The organism is Sulfitobacter sp. G5_S2_6_S6 (genome assembly GCF_054968505.1).
Window position 1 is genome coordinate 1 of sequence record NZ_JBQKUI010000017.1, and the last position, 22,242, is coordinate 22,242.

Annotated in this window: 19 protein-coding genes and 1 pseudogene; 12 read left to right on the forward strand and 8 right to left on the reverse strand. The window is 55.9% G+C overall.

Features of this window, described 5'->3' with window-relative positions:
• Both ACTRWK_RS17145 and ACTRWK_RS17150 read right to left on the reverse strand, forming a co-directional pair.
• The coding region (locus ACTRWK_RS17145; RefSeq protein ID WP_462844091.1) for a hypothetical protein at nt 1–1,259 on the reverse strand (1,259 nt) is incomplete at its 3' end.
• Nucleotides 1,253–1,594 carry a plasmid mobilization protein gene (locus ACTRWK_RS17150; protein WP_289081706.1) on the reverse strand — a complete coding sequence of 114 codons (342 nt, stop codon included), beginning with the start codon at nt 1,592–1,594 and terminating at the stop codon, nt 1,253–1,255. The genes ACTRWK_RS17150 and ACTRWK_RS17145, both read right to left, overlap by 7 nt.
• A 2,858-nt stretch (nt 1,595–4,452) precedes the next feature.
• Here ACTRWK_RS17150 and ACTRWK_RS17155 point away from each other — a divergent pair.
• Nucleotides 4,453–4,761: a nucleotidyltransferase domain-containing protein gene (locus ACTRWK_RS17155; RefSeq protein WP_037942277.1), complete on the forward strand. Its 309-nt coding sequence runs from the start codon at nt 4,453–4,455 to the stop codon at nt 4,759–4,761.
• Between the two features lie 277 nt (nt 4,762–5,038).
• Here ACTRWK_RS17155 and ACTRWK_RS17160 read toward each other — a convergent pair whose 3' ends face one another.
• The 3 genes from ACTRWK_RS17160 to ACTRWK_RS17170 form a co-directional block, all read right to left on the reverse strand.
• The gene (locus ACTRWK_RS17160; RefSeq protein WP_146152943.1) at nt 5,039–7,180 is read right to left on the reverse strand and encodes a hypothetical protein; all 2,142 of its coding nucleotides are present in this window, start codon (nt 7,178–7,180) and stop codon (nt 5,039–5,041) included.
• Nucleotides 7,181–7,818: 638 nt separating this feature from the next.
• Nucleotides 7,819–8,757, reverse strand: coding sequence for an alpha/beta hydrolase family protein (locus ACTRWK_RS17165; protein ID WP_037942279.1), 939 nt, complete (start codon nt 8,755–8,757; stop codon nt 7,819–7,821).
• Nucleotides 8,758–8,822: 65 nt separating this feature from the next.
• Entirely contained in the window at nt 8,823–9,581 is a 759-nt protein-coding gene (locus tag ACTRWK_RS17170; RefSeq protein ID WP_184584765.1) for an SDR family oxidoreductase, read from the reverse strand.
• Nucleotides 9,582–9,678: 97 nt separating this feature from the next.
• Between ACTRWK_RS17170 and ACTRWK_RS17175 the strand changes: the two genes are divergently transcribed.
• Complete coding sequence (locus ACTRWK_RS17175; protein ID WP_037942281.1) at nt 9,679–10,590, forward strand: AraC family transcriptional regulator; 912 nt, start codon at nt 9,679–9,681, stop codon at nt 10,588–10,590.
• 122 nt (nt 10,591–10,712) lie between these two features.
• Here the strand turns inward: ACTRWK_RS17175 and bla are convergent, their stop codons facing one another.
• Nucleotides 10,713–11,549, reverse strand: a complete 837-nt coding sequence (gene bla, locus ACTRWK_RS17180) for a class A beta-lactamase (protein WP_037942282.1) — start codon at nt 11,547–11,549, stop codon at nt 10,713–10,715.
• Between the two features lie 53 nt (nt 11,550–11,602).
• Between bla and ACTRWK_RS17185 the strand changes: the two are divergent.
• Both ACTRWK_RS17185 and ACTRWK_RS17190 read left to right on the forward strand, forming a co-directional pair.
• Nucleotides 11,603–12,361: pseudogene (locus ACTRWK_RS17185) on the forward strand (IS6 family transposase).
• A gap of 107 nt (nt 12,362–12,468) precedes the next feature.
• Nucleotides 12,469–12,687, forward strand: a complete 219-nt coding sequence (locus tag ACTRWK_RS17190; protein WP_037942288.1) for a DUF2798 domain-containing protein — start codon at nt 12,469–12,471, stop codon at nt 12,685–12,687.
• A gap of 67 nt (nt 12,688–12,754) precedes the next feature.
• Here the strand turns inward: ACTRWK_RS17190 and ACTRWK_RS17195 are convergent, their stop codons facing one another.
• Nucleotides 12,755–13,516, reverse strand: coding sequence for an IclR family transcriptional regulator domain-containing protein (locus ACTRWK_RS17195; protein ID WP_037942291.1), 762 nt, complete (start codon nt 13,514–13,516; stop codon nt 12,755–12,757).
• A gap of 105 nt (nt 13,517–13,621) precedes the next feature.
• Here ACTRWK_RS17195 and ACTRWK_RS17200 point away from each other — a divergent pair, with 105 nt between their 5' ends.
• The 4 genes from ACTRWK_RS17200 to rarD all read left to right on the forward strand — a co-directional run bounded on the left by ACTRWK_RS17200 (nt 13,622) and on the right by rarD (nt 17,342).
• Entirely contained in the window at nt 13,622–14,341 is a 720-nt protein-coding gene (locus tag ACTRWK_RS17200; RefSeq protein WP_037942292.1) for a 3-oxoacid CoA-transferase subunit A, read from the forward strand.
• 17 nt (nt 14,342–14,358) lie between these two features.
• Entirely contained in the window at nt 14,359–15,036 is a 678-nt protein-coding gene (locus ACTRWK_RS17205) for a 3-oxoacid CoA-transferase subunit B (protein ID WP_037942314.1), read from the forward strand.
• Nucleotides 15,033–16,232: a 3-oxoadipyl-CoA thiolase gene (gene pcaF, locus ACTRWK_RS17210; RefSeq protein ID WP_289081705.1), complete on the forward strand. Its 1,200-nt coding sequence runs from the start codon at nt 15,033–15,035 to the stop codon at nt 16,230–16,232. The genes ACTRWK_RS17205 and pcaF overlap by 4 nt, the downstream gene beginning before the upstream one ends.
• Before the next feature lie 180 nt (nt 16,233–16,412).
• On the forward strand, nt 16,413–17,342 hold the full coding sequence (gene rarD, locus ACTRWK_RS17215) for an EamA family transporter RarD (RefSeq protein ID WP_037942295.1): 930 nt from the start codon (nt 16,413–16,415) through the stop codon (nt 17,340–17,342).
• A gap of 260 nt (nt 17,343–17,602) precedes the next feature.
• On the opposite strand, the gene ACTRWK_RS17220 is transcribed toward rarD, so the two are convergent.
• The gene (locus ACTRWK_RS17220; protein WP_037942296.1) at nt 17,603–18,280 is read right to left on the reverse strand and encodes a TetR/AcrR family transcriptional regulator; all 678 of its coding nucleotides are present in this window, start codon (nt 18,278–18,280) and stop codon (nt 17,603–17,605) included.
• 139 nt (nt 18,281–18,419) lie between these two features.
• Here ACTRWK_RS17220 and ACTRWK_RS17225 point away from each other — a divergent pair, with 139 nt between their 5' ends.
• The 4 genes from ACTRWK_RS17225 (at nt 18,420) to ACTRWK_RS17240 (ending at nt 22,241) form a co-directional block, all read left to right on the forward strand.
• Nucleotides 18,420–19,313 (forward strand): shikimate dehydrogenase, encoded by an 894-nt coding sequence (locus ACTRWK_RS17225; RefSeq protein WP_051843870.1) that lies wholly within the window; start codon nt 18,420–18,422, stop codon nt 19,311–19,313.
• A gap of 44 nt (nt 19,314–19,357) precedes the next feature.
• Nucleotides 19,358–20,365 (forward strand): DctP family TRAP transporter solute-binding subunit, encoded by a 1,008-nt coding sequence (locus tag ACTRWK_RS17230; RefSeq protein WP_037942318.1) that lies wholly within the window; start codon nt 19,358–19,360, stop codon nt 20,363–20,365.
• Nucleotides 20,366–20,431: 66 nt separating this feature from the next.
• Complete coding sequence (locus tag ACTRWK_RS17235) at nt 20,432–20,959, forward strand: TRAP transporter small permease (protein ID WP_037942299.1); 528 nt, start codon at nt 20,432–20,434, stop codon at nt 20,957–20,959.
• Between the two features lies 1 nt (nt 20,960).
• Nucleotides 20,961–22,241 carry a TRAP transporter large permease gene (locus ACTRWK_RS17240; RefSeq protein ID WP_289081704.1) on the forward strand — a complete coding sequence of 427 codons (1,281 nt, stop codon included), beginning with the start codon at nt 20,961–20,963 and terminating at the stop codon, nt 22,239–22,241.
• The last annotated feature ends 1 nt before the right edge of the window (nt 22,242 follow it).

Here is a 22,242-nt window from a genome sequence, read left to right on the forward strand (position 1 = left end):
AAAGCTCCTCCATCAACAGCTCCAGACTCTTTGATTTGCTCGACTTTGGTGTCATAGTTTATCGTCTCCAGTTTGTTCTTGATGTTGCGGAATGCGGCCAAGTCGATGTCGCCTATGACGGAACCGATCAGATGGTTTCCGGCCAAAACCGAGAACCTCCTGCGCAGGCGGCGCAATCCGGCCACGAGCCTGTCGGCAAGTCGCGCAAAACGGCGAGGTTCGACGACCGATTTTGCGGCGTCAGGGTGGCAAGAGGGAATGGCCAACGCTGGAGCCTCCACCCGGCGTGCCCAGTCGGGTTCAGGCTCGGCCCAAGCGCCACGTGAATATTCTGCGGTGTTCCACGCCGCGCGCCGACGCCAGCTTTCCGAAAGGCTAGATTGAGCGGACGATGGCGGTTCGCTTTCCGTGGGGGCGTCATCAACTTGATCAAAAAGGGTGCCACGCAATACAAAAGGATGTGGGTCTGTTTGAGAGACCAGAGTGATCGCTCCCCCCTGCCCCATGCTGAACTCGAAATCGGTCGCTGCGACCACGTCTCGAAAAATCTCCAGAAACCCGACGCGATCATGGACATGAGCACTCGCCGCGATGATTTTTGCAGCCTGCAGAAGGAACAGCTTCGGTGCCGTTTCCGGGCCGAACTTGACCCCATGACGCGCTGCTGCGGCCACTCTTTTTTCGGCCCAGTCCGGTCCCTTCACCCCCGCGGCACGGTCCAGCGCACGTGGGTTAGACCAGCCAAACCGGGCGATCAAAAAATCACCCAAAGCGTCAAATGCATTGCGACTGCCGCGCATCGGGGGATGCGGATTGTAGCTCCGTAGCTCCCCCGTCTCTGTCCAGACAAAGCGCGGCATGGCGATGTTGATCTCCAAACGGCCCGTATGCGTATGTGTCCCGACATAGACCGGCGGGCGGCACCTTGATGGAACGCCGGCAAATGCCAGTGCAAGGAATAGATCAATCGCCACCGCGATCGACCCGCGCACCCTCTTATCGCCAACGTTAAACTGCACCACGTCAACTTCTGTCGGATCAAATGACAACAGTGCCACGCGATATGTGGCTTCGAACTTCAGCGCTGCAATCGCATTTTGCACCACGCTCGGAAACCCGAGCAGCAGCTCCGGAGCGGGTGTCCTTCTTTCCCGGACACGCTGCATGCCGACGTGCTTCAAGACCTCTGTGTCAAGGAGATAAGCTGCAGGCTGCGCCGGATCTGCAGACGCTTGATGAGGCGACCAACCGATCAGCATGGCGCGAACCGTGCGGAACCGCCGACCGGTGCCAACATCAGGATCACGCGCTCAATCTGTTGCAGCCGCATGAGTACAAGCATCATATCGATTTCGTTGTCTCCAGGCTGATCAGCAATCTGCTGGAGCATGTCGAGCACCTGCTCCAGCACCGAATTGGTCTTCATGACCTGCTCAGCTGATGCTCCAAGGCGGCGGCCCAGTCCAGCCTGACGCAGGTATTCTGACAGGCTCCGACCGGCTTCATCCGCGCGCTTTGTCAGCACGTCTTTTTCGCCTGCGGTGACATTCACTTTAAGTCGTTCTTGCCGTTTCACGTTGGTCGGGCTTGCCATCTCATCACATCTCAGTTTTGGGCCCACCGAGGGGGCCTTGATCTACGCCTTTCCTAAAACGTTATGTTTCGGCAAAACTGATCTGCATAAAAAAGATGGTCGAGCCGTCTAAGAGATGTGGATAACCTTCCATCGGTAAGGGTCGTACGGCTCGTCGGAACGTTGCGTGGTGTTCTGTCTTAGCGATAGAAATGGGTGGCATATTGTCCGGTCAAGACGCCGCCTGCCCTCATCTCTCGATAGGGTCGAGTACGGGCCCAAACCCTGTAAAATCCTATATTCATAGACCGTTTTGACAGTTCCCGGACTCGTGTGTCGCCGCCGTAACGAGTTCCAATGTCTCATTAGGTTGCCCTGCAACACAGTTTAGCTTCAGCTGTGAGAATAGGCCTCCAATCGGTTTTAAACCGGTTGTTGAATTGGAGGTTAGCTGAGTTTGCCGAGCGCCTCCATTTTCGGCGGTTTAAGCATGGGTAGTGCGGGTATCCATAAAGAATTTGGCGGTTAAATGTATAACCGGGGCAGCTTTGCACGATACAAACCACGTCGCGATCTCCGATCGAGATCCCGCGACGTGGTTCGGAATTCCTAAGGTTTTGGCACCGCACCAGATAGTGTGGCAGCCATCATCGAGAGTAGTATTATGCTAGGTTGTGACACCGTGATATGTTGGGCTGTCTCTCAACGACTGGAGATTGGTGCTGGATGCTGGCACCGGGTAAACCGCCGCTGTCGATCTGATATCGTAATAGCCACTCTCTCGCTCATCGTGATTTCTTGATATCACACTATACTTGATCAGCGCGCTCACGTCCAAGGCCAAGGTAAGAAGTGCGGCTTGTTCGGTGCTGTCCGTCGTCACGGATTTGGACCCTTAGGTGCTGGCGTCAGATAGTGCCACCAACATCATGTATTCTTGAAGCAATGGAGACAGCATTCTTGTCGGCAGCGAATATCCAGATGTGCTTCGCGGGCGGGCGCTCACACGTGGTTCAGATCCAGTAGAGTCGTCCGCATAGTTTATAGCGAGTACCGATTTTCGGTCCAACCGTTCACCCTCGGGAGGTGGCCTTTTGGATGCCACAACTCTCTCGCCTGTTCATCAGCGCCCCGAAAAGTTATCCACATAAGAGACGGCCTTCAAACCTATCCAACGCAAAACCAGCGCGTACCTGCTCCTTAGACACAACAATAAGGAGCCGGCACAAGATGCCGAATACGCCTATGCCACATGATACTAAGCCCAAACGTCGCCGCTCCAAAGCCGAGCGCAGGGAGAGCGCGGAAACCTCGCGTGCCTATGATGCCAGGAAACGCGAAGCGGGGTTTGTACGCTCAAATCTCTGGGTACCCAAAGACGACCTCGCAGACATTAAATGGCTTGTCGAAACACGCACCTATAAGCTCTGTTTGCATTACGCGCAGACACGCGCTCAGCAGCATCTCAGCGCGACACCGCCCGTCAGGAAACGCAAACGCATCTCAAAGTCCGATCCCAGGCAGTTGGGGTTCGATTTTGGCTAAGGGTTGCTCTTTGTACCCCGCCTTGCTCACCATACGTACATCGTCTCCGTATGGTGACATTGGCGAAGTGAGATACCCACTGCGACGCCTGGTATGATCAACCGACGTTCTACCTAGGGCTCGTCAGCGTCAACTCGATCGGCGCTAACCTAGATACCGCAGTGAGCGGCCCTCTCCGAAACGGCTGGTCTGCATGCATGATATGGTTACTGCGATGCCTATCATCATCGCTACGTATACGGGCATAAATCTACCCTCGATTGTGCTTGACCGATCAGTTCAGCTTTGGCAAAGTCCAGAGCATGACCACTGCATGCCACATTACATTCTTTTTCCGAATATCGAGCTGAACTTAGCTTCGATTTTCGGGAGTGGCATGGTGCGCAACGGGACTTATACACCCTTTTAGATGCCAGATTAGCGTCAGCGCGGCGGTTCGAATCCGCCCATTCCTACCAAGTTCCATCGTCAATCATTTGTTGATTTCGGCTGAACGGTTGCAACGATCTGTCCGGCTCTGAGCACCATTTCGGCACTCCCAAATGCCCAGATTCTCATGTGGCTGTATCAAGTCGCGTTGCTTGCCATTCCTGCCCCGGTGATTTCTAAGTTTCCATGCCGGTAAAGAGACGTGCGTTCTCCGCGGCACCATTGACTTGTCTGCCCACCGCCGTCTACGCGATCACAGACCAAATTTCGATGGCGCAACTTCCATCGCTTACTTCGCATCCTGGAAGGCGTTATTTCACCACTGCGCCAGAAATGGTGTACGTGCGGTTTTGAGCCGCCTCGATCGTCAAAGCATTCTATTTACCCTAGGGCTGAAGGCTCCGGTGGCTGAAAGAACACCCGTGCAGGTGAAGAATTAACTTCCTGTCAGTGCTGACCTCAGAATTCAGGTCAGTGCTGACCTCAGAATTCAGGTCAGTGCTGATGTCAGAACTGACTATTTGAACCTTTTGCAGGGAAACTCCGTGCCAAGTGAATTAATGCCACAATGTGCGTCAAATCTATTCTGCTTCGGTCCGCAAGGAAAAATACGCAATATAATATTACCGAGAGGGGATAAGTCTTGCGCAATGCGGACGGAGTTTCAGCCACCTTCAGCAGATCAACGTATCGCGTTGTCGCAAGATTTCTTATTCGTTTTTCCGATTAATCCAGGCCGCGCAGCTCGGAATGTGTCAAGATTGGTAGGGGAGTGATCAATTATTGTTACTTCATCACAGCCCTGTAAGATGGTGGCGATCACCCACCGCGTAGCATAACCGAGCAAAACATCGCGGAACTAGCAGCAGCGCGGTTCATACTCCGATATCATTTAAGGGAAATGAATGACCCGTGACGCTGATATCATCCGCAGCAGAGCTGCCGTCCGTCGCGAAGTGGCACTGGCGGCGTGGCATGCGATCAAGGCGGAGCTCGAAGGGGTTGGCCTAGAACTGACTTTATTTGGATCGCTGGCAAAAGGGGGCTTCTCAGCTCATTCTGACATCGATGTTATTGTCCAGCTGGGGGATAGCGGCATTTCCAGATCTGCTGTCGATCGTATGGTCCGCAGCGTTTCGGGCGATATCCCGGTAGATCTATTTTTTGTAGAAGACCTGACGCAATCAGACTTAATGTCGCTCCTTAGTACCTGACACACAAATTGATCCGCTGTCCGGTGCAAGCATAACGCACATGAAGCTGCCAAGCTCAACGCTAAGGGGAGTTTGGCTGACACGGCGCGAACGGCCCTTTCCGAACATTCGTGGCCAACGGAGCGAAGGTCCGGATTGAGGCCATTTTGACAGATGCTGCGTAAATTGCGAACTGGAGGATTGAGCGAGAAGCGCTGGTTTTTGTTTCGAATCCTTGGAATACTAAAGTCAAAAGAGACGGCCAGTGGCCGCCTCTACTGTTTCAATCACCAGACAATCACTCCGTACGACGCATGGCCTTATACATTTCTTCCGCAATCAGCCTGTGCCCTGTCAGATTCGGGTGCACAGCCCCAGTAATCTGTTTGTCGCCAGGCTGTGTCAAAGCTGTGTCATTACCTGTACGCACAGCGCGGGTCGGGACTTCGTAGATGTACGGATCCCATTCACTTGCGTTCCATGCTTTAGCAGGATCACCGCCAACACCGTTTGGCAGGTTTCGCCTTGAGCCTTGCTCAAAATCATACCCTAAAAAGGCGTCACGTGTTGAACAAACAAAGTTGATTCCAAGACCCGTGGCCGCTTCTGCAAGCTTCGGTCGCAGTACTTCAAACTCCCTCACTGCCAAAAACGCATCCCAATGCGTAAAATTGAACTGCCACTTTTCAATGTTGTTTTGTGCAGGAGTAAAACCAACAATCCTTGGTGTTGCGGACTTTAGGCCGTTCCAAGGCGAAGCAGAAGAATACTTCAGTGCAAGATCGCCAACGATCAATTCTTTGCGGATCGCGACCCCATCTTTGCCCGGAAGCCTTTTGAGAAAGGCGTTCATGTCCAATTCGGCGCAAGCGTCCTCCGAAGGAACAAGCTTTCTTACTGCGTCAGGGTACTGAGGCATCAGGATCTGGGCATTTTCTACGCCAAGTCGGTAGTTCAAGATATTGGTCAGCAGAGTAAGTCTTTGTTTGATACTGCCGTTTCCATTGCTGTTTCCGGTTACAATATCGCCTGCGTGATAGGCGCCTTTCTGGCCATCCTTGTTCTTGCAGTACTTGTGTAAAAATTTGACAGATTTGTTGCTGACGCGGTTGGCAGGACTGGGGCAAATATCAGGAAACAAAAGTTTCTCAGCCATGAGCTGAAAGCTCCAAATAGATGGAACGATGTAGTATTTAACGACGTCCCCGAAACCGAAATCATTTCCTCCGATCGATAAAAAAACGTGATCGGGTTTTCGAATGCTTTCGACAGGACAGCCTAGGAAGCCCGAGTCCGGATACGAGATTTTCCTGTTTCTTCGGTATGCTCCCAGCTTTCTGCTAAACTTGTCTCCTGGTTCAAGGTTGCTTGGTCTTTTAGAGTTATTTCCTTCGCCCCCCCGGCGATGGAAATCATTCAAATTGATCCCGGCCTTCTCTTCGCTGGTTACCGGAAAGTACTTTCCTTCATCCACGGCAGGCCTGCACAGGTCACGCATTGCGAAATTCAACTGGGAGTAGGAGACGTAATGGTCCGCTCCTGTCACCCATGCCTGATACTGTGGAACCAAAATCCCATCAAATATCTCGGCACCTGTGCATGCATAGTGCAGAAAGGACACGAAGCTATGCTTCTCTTGAGAGGCCAATCGGAATGCCAACAGACTTTGATGACTGAAGAAGCTCCTGTGGCAATTATCATCGATCCAGCGCTTTTCCTCAGAGCCGTAAGCTTCCATTTTGAACTTTAAGTTGTTCTTGTCACTAAGCCAGAGAAAGTCCCGCTCGCTATTGAATTTTATGTCGCTTTTCCAAACTCCGGGAAAATCTGGGTTACCTTCTCCTGAACCGTAACTGTCACCCAAACCGACAATCACAACATGTTTGGGATTAAGGTTATGTTCCCGCTGGAAATCACCCGATGTCACAAAGACTTTGGCGCCGCTCAGCGGAATACTAACGATCACGCCCTCACCGTTGCAGGGAGAGGTTTTCCTTAAGGTTTTATTGGTATTTTTGGTCTCATCCCCAAATGACACTGCCCACTCACATTCACCTTCCCTTTCCAAACTCAGGCGAACACCAATGGTCGTATCAACTTCATCTTCATGCTTCACAAACTTCAAAACAGCGTCGTCATGCACAGAATTGGTTTGATCCCAATGCATTCGGTTGCCTGAGTTCGCGCCTGCCAAAGCGGTTAGATAAGGCGATTGAAATCGAGGCGATGCTAAGCGCTTGTGCCATTCTTCATAGCTTTCAGATTCAAGCATCTTAAATCGGTCAAAGAAGGCAGCTCGCGCTTGCTCATCAGCCCCTTGCGTCACAAAAGGTGCAAATCTGTTCGCCACCTCCCATTCAACTTCTTGCGCATTCACGCTCCCAATGGAAGTTAATCCCGTCGACAACGCTAGCAAGATATTGAAAAAAGTACTTTTCAAATTGTATCTCCCATAAGCCTTCAGACAAAATGCGCCTCGAATTTTCAGCGGCGGACAATCCAATTACTCAAACAACTGTTTTCCACGCTCGTATGTGGGCGTTAGTCTCCCCGAAACTTTGGTTGCCACTAAAAGCAAAAAAACAGACTTGATCCAGTTCTCGCAGGCAGACCTACTCGCGATAGGTGAATTATCACCCACTTTGTAACCTCAAGTGAAGTCGCTTGTCTACGATGACGCCATTGGATTGAAAGACTGCTCACGCTAGCAATATAAGTTACTCTGCATGTTCCACGTTCCGCGCTTTGCTTCCTGATTTCCCAACCTCTCGAAAGGCCTGCATCCACAAATTTTCATATTGATCGTGTCCGCTGTGATAGCAAAGCGGTAGTCGCGCGGAACAGGGGCAACGACAGCTTCGTCCGCTTAGCAGTCCTCTATCTCTCACGCAGTGAAAGTCCGCTCTCCGCCCTCCTGAGCGAGGGAGAGCACCTACACGAACGGCTCTGACCGATCATTGACCGAGGACCCGCTCCTCTGCAGTGCGGAACGCCAGATCGGACTTTCGCTGCAGGTGCAAAATCGAGCCTGCAGCGAACTGGCAGTGTGCGGGAGATAGCTGCCGCTGAAATCCATTCCTATTTTAGGATTAATTCCGCAATTGATGCCGCATTTTCCCTGAGTGCGGACTGGCTTTTGTCCCAAGCGGCGTGCTCTATTGCAAACCTGCTCCTTAACCATGCCAGTGTCAGCCGCCGTGTGGCCTCCAGAGCGTCGGGGTTTTCTGTTTCGGTTTCACGCGCGTCCCACCCCGCGATACCGCCCAGACCGTGTCCAACACCTTTGATCATCAGAAGGGCATCGGCCCCGGGGGCGTCATGGAAGGGGTCGGCGTGCCAATCGGGGCCGCGGGGCGTGAAGTGGGGATCGTCGTCGGCACCGCACACCACGAGGGTTGGCGTATTGATGCAGCTGAAGTCCACGTCGAGAAACGGGAAACGTTTAGTGCTATCGGGGGTCAAGTCAGCGCCACCCCGACCGGTCGAGGCGAGTAAAATACCCACTTTGATGCGCGGGTCGAAAAAATCCTCGTCGTGTAAGCGCGCACCAAGCAGCAGGCTACAGGTGAAGCCGCCGAAGGAATGCCCCGCCACGGCGATCAAGTCGTGATCGAAACGCCCGGAAACAGCAGGGGACTGTCGCTCAACCTCGGTCAGTTGGTCGAGGATAGCGCGCAATTCCGTCACCCGCTCGCGCCAGAAGAACGGACCCGCAGGCAGATCGGGGTCAAGCCCTGCCACGCGCGAACTGGCATGGGTGGGTTGGATGACAACCATCCCGCGCTCTGCCCAGAACTGCGCAAGCGGGGCATACCCGTCCTTGGAGGGGATGTAGTTTGAGGGGCCGAAGCCATGCGATAGAATTACGACGGGTAAATTCTCTCCATCGACCGGTGCCGTTAGGCGCAACTCAAGCTGTTGCCGCCCCTCCATTGGCAGCGTGATCGGTGTATAGGCCACGGTGCGTTGTGGGTCTGGGGTCGGCAAGGCGCGAGATGCGTCGATCAATCGATTCATTAGAGCATTTCCTTATAGCGAGACGAATAGGTGGTTTTCCTGCGATGAGAGGGGCCGCGCAGGGATCATTCCATGGGAATGCCGTCTTCGCGGAACCATGTTTCTGCGTCCGCGCCCGCTGGCAGCATCATCGGTGCGGCTTTGTCTGTAACGGCGCGCCAGACAGCCTGCGCGACATCGCTCACCTCAGTTTTTTCGGTCACGGACTGGAGACTCTGAAAGTAAGCTTGAACAAAGGGACCGTAGGCTTCGGGGATTTCCATACCCATCCGAGCGACCGCATTTTTTCCAAACGACGTTGCCTTTGCGCTACCCGGCAACACCAGCCTGGCACGAACTCCGAATTCCTTCGCTTCCAGTGCGAAGCTTTCGGTAAAGGCATTCAGCGCGGCCTTACTGGCGGTGTAGATCGACAAAGCGGGAAGTGGGCGCAGGGTGACGCTGGAACTGATATTGACGATGACGCCGGTCCGCCGTTCGCGCATCGCGGGCATCACGGCGCGGGTCATTGCCATAGCGCCTAGAACGTTGATTTCGAACATCTCGCGGGCCTTCGCGATCTCGGCACCTTCTAGCACGTTAAGCATGCCGACACCGGCGTTGTTCACCAACGCGTCGATCTGACCTGCGCTTGCAATCGCGCTGGAGATACTTGCAGGATCGGTGACATCTAGGGGAAGCACCCGTAGCTTGTAGGACCCTGGCAGTCCTTCGGCGGAGGGCGTGCGCATCGTGGCGATGACCTCCCAGCCTTGATCGAGAAACTGTGCGGCGATGGCTTGGCCGAAGCCAGAGGAACATCCAGTGATGAGAATACGGGGCATGTGACGTTTCCTTGTCTGTGATGAGAAGGAGATAGACGGCTGCGTTCGGTTATTCTATGTTCAGATGTCTCTAATCATCCATCAAGCGTCCAGATCTATGCTCGACATCCCGTCAGACCCTCTTGTCAGCGTGGTCACCTTGCTCAAGCCTGCAGTCTCCATTTCCAAGATGGTCGAGGCTGGCGGGCAGTGGTTGGTGGAGCGTCACGACATGACCAGCCCCTTCTATTGCGCGGTGGTTGAAGGGCAGTGCCAGTTGCACGTCACAGGGCGCAATCCAGTCACGTTGCGGGGCGGAGATTTCGTGCTGATCCCGCATATGCAGGGCTTTACCATGTCGAGCGAGGTGCCACCGCCGCCGCATGTGCCACGCCTACCGTTGGAAACTGGCCCGGGGCGTTTCCGGCTTGGCGTGCCTCACGCCCCTGTCGATGTCCGCGCTCTGGTTGGACATTGCCGTTTTGATACGCCAGCCAGAGACCTGCTCGTGTCCCTGTTGCCCGACATCATCCATGTCTCGGGACAACGTCGCCTGACAGCGCTGGTGCCGATCATTCACGAGGAAACCAGTGCCGACCGGCCGGGGCGCGCGATGATACTTGAACGGTTGCTGGAGGTTTTGCTGATTGAGGCCCTGCGCTCGGGTTCGGCGGCAACATTGCCCCCGGGGCTTCTGCGCGGCTTGTCAGACCCGCAATTGGCCAGCGCATTGCAACGTATCCACGCCGAGGCGGTCAGCGTTCTGTCCGTTTCAGAAATGGCGAAGGAAGCAGGGATGTCGCGATCTGGATTTTTCGAGAGGTTCCGCAAGCAAATTGGCCGCGCGCCAATGGAATACGCGACGGACTGGCGCATGGCCGTCGCCAAAACCTTGCTACGGCAAGGCGGTCTAACCATTGCAGAGATCGCCATGAAAGTCGGTTACGGGTCCGCAAGCGCTTTCGGACTGGCTTTTGTCCGGCACGAGGGACAGTCGCCGGGTGCTTTTGCCAAAAACAAACGAGGCTAAATTGAGGGGGGATTACCCCGTCCCAAGGGGCGGCGATGCGAACCTCCCGGTTGTTATGCTGCAACCTATGCAATCGCAGCACAACGATGAAGACGCTTACAGTCGGCTGAGGTAGGCCATTCTCAGTTCCGGATCACCGACATTACGGCGCCACCTATCTGCTGAAGGGCGGTGTTGCGCGTCTCGAAATCCGCATCGACGTCGGAGATGAAGATGCTGACGACCCATGGAGCGCCGCCTTCGGGAACAACCACCGCGATAATGTTGCGGGTGTGACTGCCGCTGCCCGACTTGTCCAGGATCAGCCAATCTTTTGACGCGTCGGCGCGCAGCAGGTTGCTTGTGACACCACCGATGCTCATCCATTCCACCAGCTGCTCACGCGAGCTGGGCGAGAGCACATTGCCGAGCAGAAGCCCACGCAGCATTTTGGTCATGGCAGCCGGGGTTGTTGTGTCCCGCGGATCACCGGGCACGAATTCGTTCAGTTCGGGTTCACGCCGGTCGAGCCTGCTGACTTCGTCGCCCGTCTGCCGGAAAAACTCGGTCACGGCCTGCGGGCCGCCGATGTGATCAAGCAGCATGTTTGCCGCTGTGTTGTCGCTCAGGTCTATCGCAGCGAGACAAAGATCCGCGAGGCTCATGGCGGTACCGACTTGTTTCTCGGTGACCGGCGCATAGGACAAGATGTCATCCTTCTGGACGTTAAGGGTGTCGGTTAACGACATTTCGTCCGCGTCAACACGAGCGAGGACGGCGCCGCAGATTGGGGCTTTGACTGTGCTGTTCATCATGAAACGCTCGTCTTCGCGGTGGGCCCAGGATAGCTCCGAGCCGGTTTCAAGAAGAGACACCCCGACGCGGGCACCAAGTCGTTCTTCGATCTGCGCGACAGTATTCGTTAACGTATCAATTGGCGTCTGGGCAGACGCAACAGAGGCTAAGGGGCTCTGTTGCAAATTTTTCTGGCTGCGAGCATTTTGCGCATCCTTGCTGAGATAAGAGGTGTAGCATGAGCAATTTCAAAGGCCGTCATTTCCGGGGTGAAATCGTGCTTTGGGCTGTGCGTTGGTACTGCCGCTACGGGGTTAGCTATCGTGACCTGGAAGAGATGATGGCCGAACGGGGGCATCGGGTTGACCACTCTACGATCTATCGCTGGGTTCAACATTATGCCCCCGAGATTGAGAGGCGCATGCGTTGGCAATGGCGCCACCCTCGGTCGAATAGCTGGCGAGTGGATGAGACCTATATCAAGGTTCGCGGGAAATGAGCTTATCTCTACCGGGCTGTCGACAAATTCGGGGACACGATCGATTTCTACCTTTCCTCAACACGCAATACAAAGGCTGCGAAGCGTTTTCTGGGTAAGGCGCTGAAAGGCCTGAAAAGCTGGGAGCAACCGTGCGTGATCAATACCGACAAGGCACCGACCTATGGCGCTGCGCTGGCTGAGTTGAAGAAAGCAGGCAAATGCCCGACTGATGTTCAGCACCGTCAGGTCAAGTATCTGAACAACGTCGTGGAGGCTGACCACGGCAAGCTTAAACAGTTGATCAAACCGGTGCGTGGGTTCAAGACGATGAAGGCCGCCTATGCCACGATCAAGGGCTTCGAGGTTATGCTGGCTCTGCGCAAAGGGCAGTCACGCAGCTTCAATTTGACCGGTGATATCAACGGCGAGGTCCGCATGATCGAACGTGCCTTCGGACTGGGCCCCTGTGCTCTCACGGAGGCAATGTCTATGCTCGAACTCCGCCTCGCAGCTTGAAGATCACCGGGGAAACGGGGCTTGTGCGCACTCAGGAATAATTTGCAACAGAGCCGGTGCCGGGGGAGTTGTGTTCCCCCCTCCGACCGCAACATGGAACGACCTAAATGAACCGAAAAACTCTTATCCTCGCTCAAATCCTCATCACCTTCATGATGGCGGTTTTAATGTCAGGCACGATGTCGCTATTGATCATGGGGCTTACGCTGGAATGGCTTTTGGCTTGGCCTTGGCAAGCGCTCACCGCCTGGCCTATTGCATTTGTCTTCACCCAATTCACGACGCCATTGGCATTCGCAGTCGCCAATCGGACCATCGCAAAATAATCCGAATTTGGCGTGAACCAATTTATGCAGTGGGGATAACCCGCTGCATGACCGCCCCCTGCAAGCCTTATCCAAGAATGCGGGAAATCCCGGCCTGCACCTTCAGCAGCGCGGGTAGGTAACTTTCGACCAACTCTTCCGGGTCCGGCTGCGTTGCTGCCAACCCGGTGTTCAGGGCCGCAACCACGGCACCCTTGTTGTTGAGCACCGGCACCGCGAGCGAGCGCAGGCTGATCTCAACTTCCTGATCGACCATCGCATAGCCGCGTGTCCGCGCCGCCTGTACCTGCGCCGTGATTTCCTCTGGGTCGGTCAAGCTGAACCGGGTGCGCGGCGACAGATCGGACGCTTCAATGACTCGGCGCGCTTCCGCATCCGGCAGCGCGGCCAGCAGCACCCGCCCCATGGAGGTACTATGCGCCGGCAAGCGTGAACCGGGCATCAGGCCAATCGACATGACCCGCCGCTGCGATGCGCGAGCGAGATAGACAATCTCGGTCTCGTCAAGAATGGCGACAGAGCAACTTTGGCCGATTTGTTCAGTCAGTTGATCCAGCCACGGCTGCACGACCTGCGGCAGTTGCAAGCCACCAATGGCCCCGGTGCCAAGGCGCAGGCAGCGATGCGTAAGTGTGAAGAACTTCCCGTCATAGGCAGCGTAGCCTTCGGCATGGAGCGTTAACAGGCACCGACGCGAGGTGGCACGGTCAAGCCCGGTCAGCGCTGCGACCTCGCTGATCGACAGCTTCGGGCGCTGTGCGTCGAAACATTCGATCACCCGAAGCCCCTTGGCGAGAGAGGAAATTGTGCTGCTGGATTTGTTCGGCATGCGCACACTAAATTACGATAAGCGAACAAATGTCAACATGCGCACAAAATCCTGGCCCCGTATCCGCACGAGCGCTAGACCCTCTGCAACTTAAGGAGACCAGAAATGGATAAAAAACTTCCTACCGTGGCCGAGGCCGTGGCCAACATCCCGGATGGGGCGACGGTTATGATCGGAGGGTTTGGCGGCTCCGGCGCACCGATCGAACTGATCCACGCTCTTATCGACCGCTTTCGCGCCACTGGCAGCCCAGCAGCGATCACTGTCATCAACAACAACGCAGGCAACGGCTATTGTGGGATCGCGGCGATGATCAAGGCGGGGATGGTCCGCAAGATGATCTGTTCATTCCCGCGCAGCTCCAACGCCGAAGCCTTCAACGAAAAGTACCTCGCGGGCGAGATCGAGCTGGACCTCGTCCCCCAAGGCACGTTGGCCGAGCGCATCCGCGCCGCCGGTGCTGGCATCCCCGCCTTCTACACGCCGACCTCCTTCGGCACGGAACTTGCCGAAGGCAAACCGACCGAGGAACTCGACGGCAAGATGTATGTCCGCGAAAGATGGCTGAAGGCGGATTACGCGCTGATCAAGGGTCAGGACGGGGATCGCACCGGCAACCTGACCTACCGCATGGCGGGACGTAACTTTAACCCGCTGATGGCCATGGCGGCAGCGAAAACCATCGCGCAGGTCAGCGTGCTGGGCGAGCCCGGCAGCATCGACCCGCAAGCGGTCATCACCCCGGGCATCTTTGTCGATGCCATTGTGGAAGTGGCCGAACCTCAACAGGAAGAAGTGCTTGTGCGCAAGGGAGTGGTTTACTGATGGCGAAGTTCAACATCATGCAGGACAAGCTTTCGAACGCGCAGATCGCATGGCGCGCCGCGCAGGACATTGAAGACGGGTCTTACGTCAACCTCGGCATCGGCTTCCCCGAGATGATCGCCAAGTTCCAGCCCGAAGGTCGCGATGTGACCTATCACACCGAAAACGGGGTTCTGGGTTTCGGTCAGGCCCCGAAAGAGGGCGAAGAGGACTGGGACCTGATCAACGCTGGCAAGAAGCCCATCACACTCAAGCCCGGTGCCGCGTTTTTCCACCATGCCGACAGTTTCGCGATGGTCCGCGGCGGGCATCTCGATCTCGCCGTGCTGGGGGCCTACCAAGTGGCTCAGAATGGCGATCTGGCGAATTGGCGCGTCGGCACCAAGGGCGTGCCTGCCGTGGGCGGCGCGATGGACCTTGTACATGGCGCCAAACGCGTGGCCGTGGTCACCGATCACGTCACCAAGGATGGCGGCCCGAAACTGGTCGAGCGCTGCACCTTCCCGCTGACCGGCGTGGGATGTGTCACCCAAGTTTATACCTCCCTTGCAGTGATCGACATCAAGGGCGGAAGGTTCGTCCTGCGGGAAAAAGTGCCGGGGCTGAGCATGGATGCTCTACAGGCTGTTACCGGGGCCACGTTGCACATTGAAGGCGATGTTGCCGATCTTATCGTACCGGAGGACCTTGCATGATCGACGTCTATATCTGTGATTACATCCGCACTCCCATTGGCCGATATGGCGGCGCGCTGTCCTCTGTCCGGGCCGATGATCTGGGCGCTGTGCCCCTCAAGGCGCTGATCGAACGCAACCCCTCTTTGGACCCTGCGGCAATCGACGAAGTCATCTTTGGCTGCGCCAATCAGGCAGGCGAGGACAACCGCAACGTCGCGCGCATGTCACTGTTATTGGCGGGCTACCCTGAGACCGTCCCCGGCACCACAATGAACCGGCTTTGCGGATCTGGTATGGATGCGGTGATCACCGCCGCGCGGGCGATCAAGGCCGGAGAGGCCGAGGTAATCGTCGCGGGCGGGGTTGAGAGCATGTCGCGCGCGCCCTTCGTGATGCCCAAGGCCGAGACCGCCTTTGCACGCAACAACGAGGTCTTTGACACCACCATCGGCTGGCGTTTCGTCAACAAAATGATGAAGGCACAATACGGCGTCGATTCAATGCCTGAAACCGCCGAGAACGTGGCCGAGGATTTCAACATCAACCGTGCAGATCAGGATGCCTTCGCCCTGCGGTCCCAGCAAAGAGCAGGTGCCGCCATGGCCAGCGGGCGTCTGGCGCAAGAGATCGTGCCTGTCTCTATCCCGCAGCGCCGGGGTGATCCCATCCTCGTGTCAGAAGACGAACACCCCCGCCCCTCGACCACCTTGGAGGCGCTGCAAAAGCTTGAATCCTTCGTCAAAGCGGATGGCACGGTGACGGCGGGCAATGCCTCCGGTGTGAATGATGGTGCGGCGGCATTGATCCTCGCCACCAAAGAAGCCGCCGAGAAACAAGGGCTGACCCCCATCGCCAAGGTGCTCGGTGGGGCGACAGCCGGGGTCGCGCCGCGCATCATGGGCTTTGGTCCGGCGCCTGCGTCAAAGATGCTGATGGCGCGTCTTGGGCTGAGGCAAGAGGATTTCAGCGTCATTGAACTGAACGAGGCTTTCGCGTCACAAGGCCTCGCCACCTTGCGCGATTTGGGCATTGCAGATGACGATTCACGGGTGAACCCCAATGGCGGCGCGATCAGCCTCGGCCACCCCTTGGGCATGTCAGGGGCCAGGATCACCGGCACGGCCATGCTGGAATTGGAACCCGGAGAGAAGTCCTTCTCCACGATGTGTATCGGCGTTGGCCAAGGGATCGCGATCGCATTGGAGGCCGTCTGAACCGCTGGCCGTAGCACTGGAATGGCGATCCCATTGTTGCCGGTAGATACCTGAAATGAGGGAAAGCCGATCTAGCGCCATCCGAAGCCCTGCCTGCAAGTTCAGCCATTCAGACGACAGGATAGTTTGACGCTGGCAGGCGTTCATAGAAGGGGTTAGGACGAATGCGGAGGACCACCCATGCGCAACCCCGACAGTCTCACGAGCAAAACAAACGAAGACACACCCCAAGGTCTGGCCTTTGCTATTACAGCCTATGTGTTCTGGGGGTTCCTGCCGCTCTATATGAAGGCGCTATCGCATATCCCGGCGGCCGAAGTCGTCGCCCACCGGGTGGTCTGGTCTGTGCCGATTGCCACGTTAGTACTTGTGGCGATGCGGCGGACGCAGGATTTGAAAGCCGCGTTGCTTTCCCCTCGAACGCTGCTCATGGGTGCGGTAACGGCGACGCTGATCTCGGTCAACTGGGGCATCTATGTTTGGGCGATTGCCTCAGGACACGCGCTTGATGCGGCACTGGGATATTACATCAACCCACTGTTCAGCATTCTCTTGGGCGCGCTCCTTTTAGGCGAACGCATGTCCAAACGGCAGTTAATTGCAGTGGGCCTCGCCGTAGGAGCCGTGTTCGTGCTGGCACTGGATACCGGATCGATCCCATGGGTTGCTTTGGGGCTGACATTAAGCTGGGGTTTTTACGCCTTGGCGAAAAAGAGCCTGCCAATCGGGCCGAACCAAGGCTTCCTGCTCGAAGTGCTCCTCCTGCTCGTCCCGGCCCTCGCCTATATCGCCTACCTTACATCGACCGGTCAGGGGAATTTTCTCACTGGGGCGCCTGTCGATACTTGGCTTTTGCTGGGCTGTGGCGCGGTTACAGCCGTGCCTCTGCTAATTTACGCCAACGGCGCCAAGCTCTTGCGTCTCTCGACCATCGGCATTCTGCAGTACATCGCGCCCACCATGATCTTCTTCGTAGCGGTCTTTGTTTTCGGCGAAGAATTTGGCCGCGCGCGGATGATCGCATTTCCGATGATATGGGCGGCTCTAATCCTTTACTCGTCTTCGACGCTTCAACAGATGCGTCGGAGCCGCCCTGCCAAGGGGTCCTGAGGGCAGGGCAAAAGCTTTAGAAATTCTGCCGCATACTCTCCAGAATGGTCAATTAGACTGCCTGATTTGTAAGTGAAAAGAATGGCTTCCTTCAATGTCGTACATTGTCTTGGTGCCTGCACGAAATATTCGTAAAGTCAGCTGTTTCTATTCGTATCGAAACTGCGGACCGCGTTGGCCACACCTTTGACCTCATGCTGGCTGAACACCGAGACACGATGGCAGCGCAAAGCTATTTAATCAAGGCTTAACGTAGCCTATCAGGAACCGGAAACCGGAACTGCCAAGACCGAGTTCAAAATCGTGCTGACAATCTCTTCTTTAAGCTTTCTTTGCCCCTCTTGGGAGACGATCTGATCCCCAAAAACCCGGGTGAAGGTAGGTTCGTTGGACACATTAAAAAAGCACAGGGCGCTTATTTTCCAATGTAGTCGAAGGGGATCGATATCCGGGCGAAACACCTTCATCTCGCGTCCACGCTCGAGGATTTCTTTTAACTGATCAACCGCCGGCGTGTTGCCTGATCGAATGGTTTCCGAGGCGGTCAGATGTATGCCTCGATGAATGTTCTCAATCATCACCAAGCGGATGAAATCTTCGTTGTCGCGGTGGTGTGAAAAGGTAAATTTGACCAGCTTTGAGAGAGCTTCAACAGGGTCGAGGTTCTCCAGTTCAAGGGCCCTCTCGCCTTCTCGCACATCGTTGTAGGCCTGTTCGAGTACTTCGCGATAGAGGCTCTCTTTGTCTTTGAAGTAGTAAAAAATCATCCGCTTGGACGTTTTTGTCTTCTCCGCGATGTCGTGCACCCGCGCGCCTGACAAGCCGTGGGCGGCGAACTCCGCGCGCGCCACGCGAAGGATATCTGCTTTAACGGCTTCGGGGTCTTGCTTCCATGAAGTGCGCTGACGACTCGTTGATGTTTTGGCGGATGTGGTCATGCATAACTCCCTAACGGTCCGACCAGCATAGCACAATTAACTGCTTGGTACATATCTGTTGACACACAATTAACCACATGGTTCATTACGGACATTCCAGCGTGCCGGGAGGATTCGCTGGATGTATCGGAGGTAACGAATGTCGTCGCAGATCAAAAAGCAGACCAAGCACTCGCAAGACGACGGATCTGCCGACTTGTTGATCGGACTGGTGGGCCGAGGCATTCAACAGTCCCGCACCCCAAGGATGCACATGGCCGAGGGAGCTGCCCAAGGGCATCGCATTCTCTACCAAATTCTTGATGCCGATGCTTTTCCGCGAGGGGAGGCACCGCTGGAAAAAATCGTCGACGCCGCCGAGCTTTGCGGTTTTGCCGGGTTGAACGTGACCTTTCCTTATAAAATTGACGTCATGGCCTTCTTGGACGAGTTATCTCCGAACGCCCGCGCCATTGGGGCAGTCAACACCGTAGTCTTTCGCAACGGGCGTCGCATAGGTCACAACACTGACAAATGGGGGTTCGAAGAAGGCTTCCGTCGGAACTTGCCGGACGCGAAGATGGGCCATGTTCTGCAAATTGGCGCGGGCGGCGCAGGGGTTGCTGTCGCCCATGGGCTCCTTTCTCTTGGCGCGGATCGCTTGACCATCGCTGACACGAACGCGGAGCGTGCAGAAGCTTTGGTAAAGCAGCTTTCCCAAAGTGCAGATGCCGCGCAAGTCAACGCGATCGATCTTAGCAAACTGCCTGAGATCTCCCCTACTGGTGTCGTAAACGCGACCCCGATGGGGATGGCGAAGCTGCCGGGCTCGTCCTATCCGATTGATTTGCTGCACCATGATATGTGGGTCGCTGATATTGTCTATTTCCCGCTTGAAACCGAGTTGCTCGCCGCCGCCCGCGCGGCCGGATGCCGGGTTTTGCTGGGCTCAGGCATGGCCGTCTATCAGGCCGTGCGCGCCTATGAACTCTTTACTGGGCGCAAGCCCGACCCGATGCGGATGAAAGCCACATTCGACTCTTTCATCTCATGAACCTTGCTGCTCAAGCGGCAACCGAACGCAAAATGGAGGATAACATGCGTTTCAACATTACCACCCTCACCACGGCCACGGCACTCGTCTTTGGCCTTGCCGCCGCCGGCGCACAGGCTCAGACCCTGCGCATCGCACACGTTGATCCCGATGAGTGGACCGGCTCCAAGAAAGGCGCCGCGGCGCAGATTTTCCGCAACATCGTCGAAGGCGAGACAGATCTGGAAGTTGAAATCTTCCCCGCAGGCGCCTTGGGTAACGAAGATGAACTGGTCGGACAGGTGCAAGAAGGGCTGCTCCAGATGGCCATTGTTTCGGGCGCCATGTCCAAAGCCTGTCCCGCTGCTTCGGTTCTCGACATTCCCTACACCTTCTCCTCTGCAACCGTCGCCTGGGAGGTGCTGGACGGTGAATTCGGTGCAAAGCTGTCCGAACACTGTCTTGAGCAGACCGGCATGCGGACCTTGGCCTATGGCGAAACCGGCTTTCGCAATTTTACCAACAACGTGCGCGAAATCCGTACCCCAGCCGACATGGAAGGCTTGAAATTTCGAGTCCAGCCGATCCCACTCTATCTTGAGATGGTCAGCGGCTTGGGCGGCGAACCGACCCCCATCGCATGGACGGAACTGCCGAATGCGTTGTCCACCGGTGTGGTTGACGGGCAAGAGAACCCGGTCGGCGTCATCTACAACAACGGACTGCATCAATTGCAGAAATATATGACTCTTGATGGTCATGTTTACGCAGCAGACTTTATCGTCGTCAGCGATGAATTCTTCCAGACCCTAACCGCCCCCCAACAGGAAGTCGTGACCCGCGCCGCCATCGTGGCCGGCAATATGGGTCGATCAATCCAGCAGTGGACAACGGCGCAGGGCGTGCTTTCAGTTCAGGAAGAAGGCATGCAGGTCTATTCGCCCACCGCAGAAGAACTGGCCATGTTTGCCGAGAAAGCGCAGCCAGCAGTGGTTGAGTTCCTGCGCGGCGAATTGGGCGAGAACGCCACTTGGATCGATGAGCTCCAATCGGCAGTGGCAGCAACACAATAAGCTGCTCCTACAGCCAAGCCGTCTTCGGCCTGGCTACACCATACCAACCGCGGAGGAGCCTGGGTCATGGACAGACTGAATAGAATAGTTGCTCAAGTCTTCGGCTGGGGAGCCGGGCTTTCGATGATGCTGGTGTTTGCGATCATCTTCATCAATTCCCTACGGCGCTACACCGTGGGCCAGTCGGTCCAATGGGGCGAGGAACTGCCGGTCTATCTGGCGGCCTATGGCGTGATGTTCGGCATCTCAATGGCCTATATGCAAGACCGCCATATCCGCTTCACGATCCTGATTGACTTTCTGAGCGACCAGCGCAAGACACTGATGTTCGCGCTCAGCGACCTTGTGATGATGGTAACCGGAGTGCTTCTGGTCCTTTCGGGCATCGCCTTTCTCGAGCGTCGCGGCAACACAATGTCCTCCGGCATGTTCGGTCTGGCACGCTGGCTGGAAAAGAGCACAGGGATCGAGGCCTTTGGCGCGCTCGGAACCCTCGGCGTCTACCAGTTTTCGCTGATTCTTGGCGGCGCAATGATCACCTTTGCGGCGGTTCTGAAATTCGTCGAGCGCCTGATCGCGCTCCGGGGGAACTGAAATGGTCTATATCATCCTTATCGCAGGACTTCTCATCGGCGTGCCGATTGCCTTCGCGATCCTCGCCTCTCTAAGCTATTTTATGGCAGTAGGTGAGGCTCCCTACACGCTGCGCATCGTCGCGACCGAACTGTTCAACGGGCTGAACTCCTACCCGTTGCTGGCCATTCCGCTTTTTGTGCTGGCTGGCGAATTGATGAACGAGAGCGGTATTACCGGACGGATCATCGCTTTTGCCAACGTCCTTGTAGGTCGGATGCGCGCCGGGCTTGCGATGGTCAACATCTGGGCCTCGGTCATCTTCGCGGGTCTTTCGGGCTCCGCCGTTGCCGACACCTCTGCCATTGGTCGAGTATTCATTCCCGAGATGGAGAAACATGGCTATGACCGTGCCTATGCGGCGGCCCTGACAGCGGCCTCGTCGGTTATCGGACCGATTATTCCCCCTTCAATCCCAGTCATCATCTACGCGTTAATCGTCACCGGGGTCTCGGTCCCTGCCCTGTTCATGGCTGGCGTGATCCCCGGATTGCTACTGGCCGTCTTTCTCTCCGCCTACGTCATGCTGACGGTTGATATGACCAAGATCCGGCAGGCGGCAGACGACATGCCCGACGCGCAACCGGCCCGAGAGGCGCTGCTTGGGGGCATCTTGCCCCTGCTGATGCCCGTTTTTGTTGTGGGATCAATCCTGCTTGGCGTGGTGACACCCACAGAGGCGGCCAGCTTTGCGGTCGCCTATGCGTTGGTTGTAGGCCTTTTTATCTATCGCAAGATCGCATTTAAACGCCTTCCTATCATCTTTACCGAAGCCATGCGCGATAGCGCCGTGATCCTAATCATCATCGCGGCGGTTTCAGCAGCCAACTGGCTGTTGGCCTATAACCGTGTACCAAACATGCTGACCGACTGGGTGTTGGGCAATGTTGACAGCAAGACCACGTTCTTGATCGCCGTCATCCTCCTTTTTCTCTTTGTCGGTCTCTTTCTCGAAGGCATCGCCGCGATGCTGGTGCTAGTGCCGATTCTCCACCCTATCGCCGTAAGTCTGGGCATTGACCCGGTTCACTTCGGCATTCTGGTGATCTTCAACCTAATGATAGGCCTGATTACCCCGCCTCTGGGCCTCTGTCTGTTTGTGGCAGAGGGAATTGCGGGCGTCGGCGTGGCACGTATGGTTAAGGCAATCCTGCCGTTCTTTCTGGTCGAGGTACTGGTCCTCCTGGTTCTTACATTTGTGCCGCAGACAGTGATCTGGCTGCCGCAAGCCCTGGGGTATTGAG

What these genes read in the sequence shown, in the direction of transcription:
- ACTRWK_RS17150 (WP_289081706.1), bottom strand. Translation starts at nt 1,594, where the DNA reads ATGGCAAGCCCGACCAACGTGAAACGGCAAGAACGACTTAAAGTGAAT.
- ACTRWK_RS17155 (WP_037942277.1), top strand. Translation starts at nt 4,453, where the DNA reads ATGACCCGTGACGCTGATATCATCCGCAGCAGAGCTGCCGTCCGTCGC.
- ACTRWK_RS17165 (WP_037942279.1), bottom strand. Translation starts at nt 8,757, where the DNA reads ATGAATCGATTGATCGACGCATCTCGCGCCTTGCCGACCCCAGACCCA.
- ACTRWK_RS17170 (WP_184584765.1), bottom strand. Translation starts at nt 9,581, where the DNA reads ATGCCCCGTATTCTCATCACTGGATGTTCCTCTGGCTTCGGCCAAGCC.
- ACTRWK_RS17175 (WP_037942281.1), top strand. Translation starts at nt 9,679, where the DNA reads ATGCTCGACATCCCGTCAGACCCTCTTGTCAGCGTGGTCACCTTGCTC.
- ACTRWK_RS17190 (WP_037942288.1), top strand. Translation starts at nt 12,469, where the DNA reads ATGAACCGAAAAACTCTTATCCTCGCTCAAATCCTCATCACCTTCATG.
- ACTRWK_RS17195 (WP_037942291.1), bottom strand. Translation starts at nt 13,516, where the DNA reads ATGCCGAACAAATCCAGCAGCACAATTTCCTCTCTCGCCAAGGGGCTT.
- ACTRWK_RS17200 (WP_037942292.1), top strand. Translation starts at nt 13,622, where the DNA reads ATGGATAAAAAACTTCCTACCGTGGCCGAGGCCGTGGCCAACATCCCG.
- ACTRWK_RS17205 (WP_037942314.1), top strand. Translation starts at nt 14,359, where the DNA reads ATGCAGGACAAGCTTTCGAACGCGCAGATCGCATGGCGCGCCGCGCAG.
- pcaF (WP_289081705.1), top strand. Translation starts at nt 15,033, where the DNA reads ATGATCGACGTCTATATCTGTGATTACATCCGCACTCCCATTGGCCGA.
- rarD (WP_037942295.1), top strand. Translation starts at nt 16,413, where the DNA reads ATGCGCAACCCCGACAGTCTCACGAGCAAAACAAACGAAGACACACCC.
- ACTRWK_RS17220 (WP_037942296.1), bottom strand. Translation starts at nt 18,280, where the DNA reads ATGACCACATCCGCCAAAACATCAACGAGTCGTCAGCGCACTTCATGG.
- ACTRWK_RS17225 (WP_051843870.1), top strand. Translation starts at nt 18,420, where the DNA reads ATGTCGTCGCAGATCAAAAAGCAGACCAAGCACTCGCAAGACGACGGA.
- ACTRWK_RS17230 (WP_037942318.1), top strand. Translation starts at nt 19,358, where the DNA reads ATGCGTTTCAACATTACCACCCTCACCACGGCCACGGCACTCGTCTTT.
- ACTRWK_RS17235 (WP_037942299.1), top strand. Translation starts at nt 20,432, where the DNA reads ATGGACAGACTGAATAGAATAGTTGCTCAAGTCTTCGGCTGGGGAGCC.
- ACTRWK_RS17240 (WP_289081704.1), top strand. Translation starts at nt 20,961, where the DNA reads ATGGTCTATATCATCCTTATCGCAGGACTTCTCATCGGCGTGCCGATT.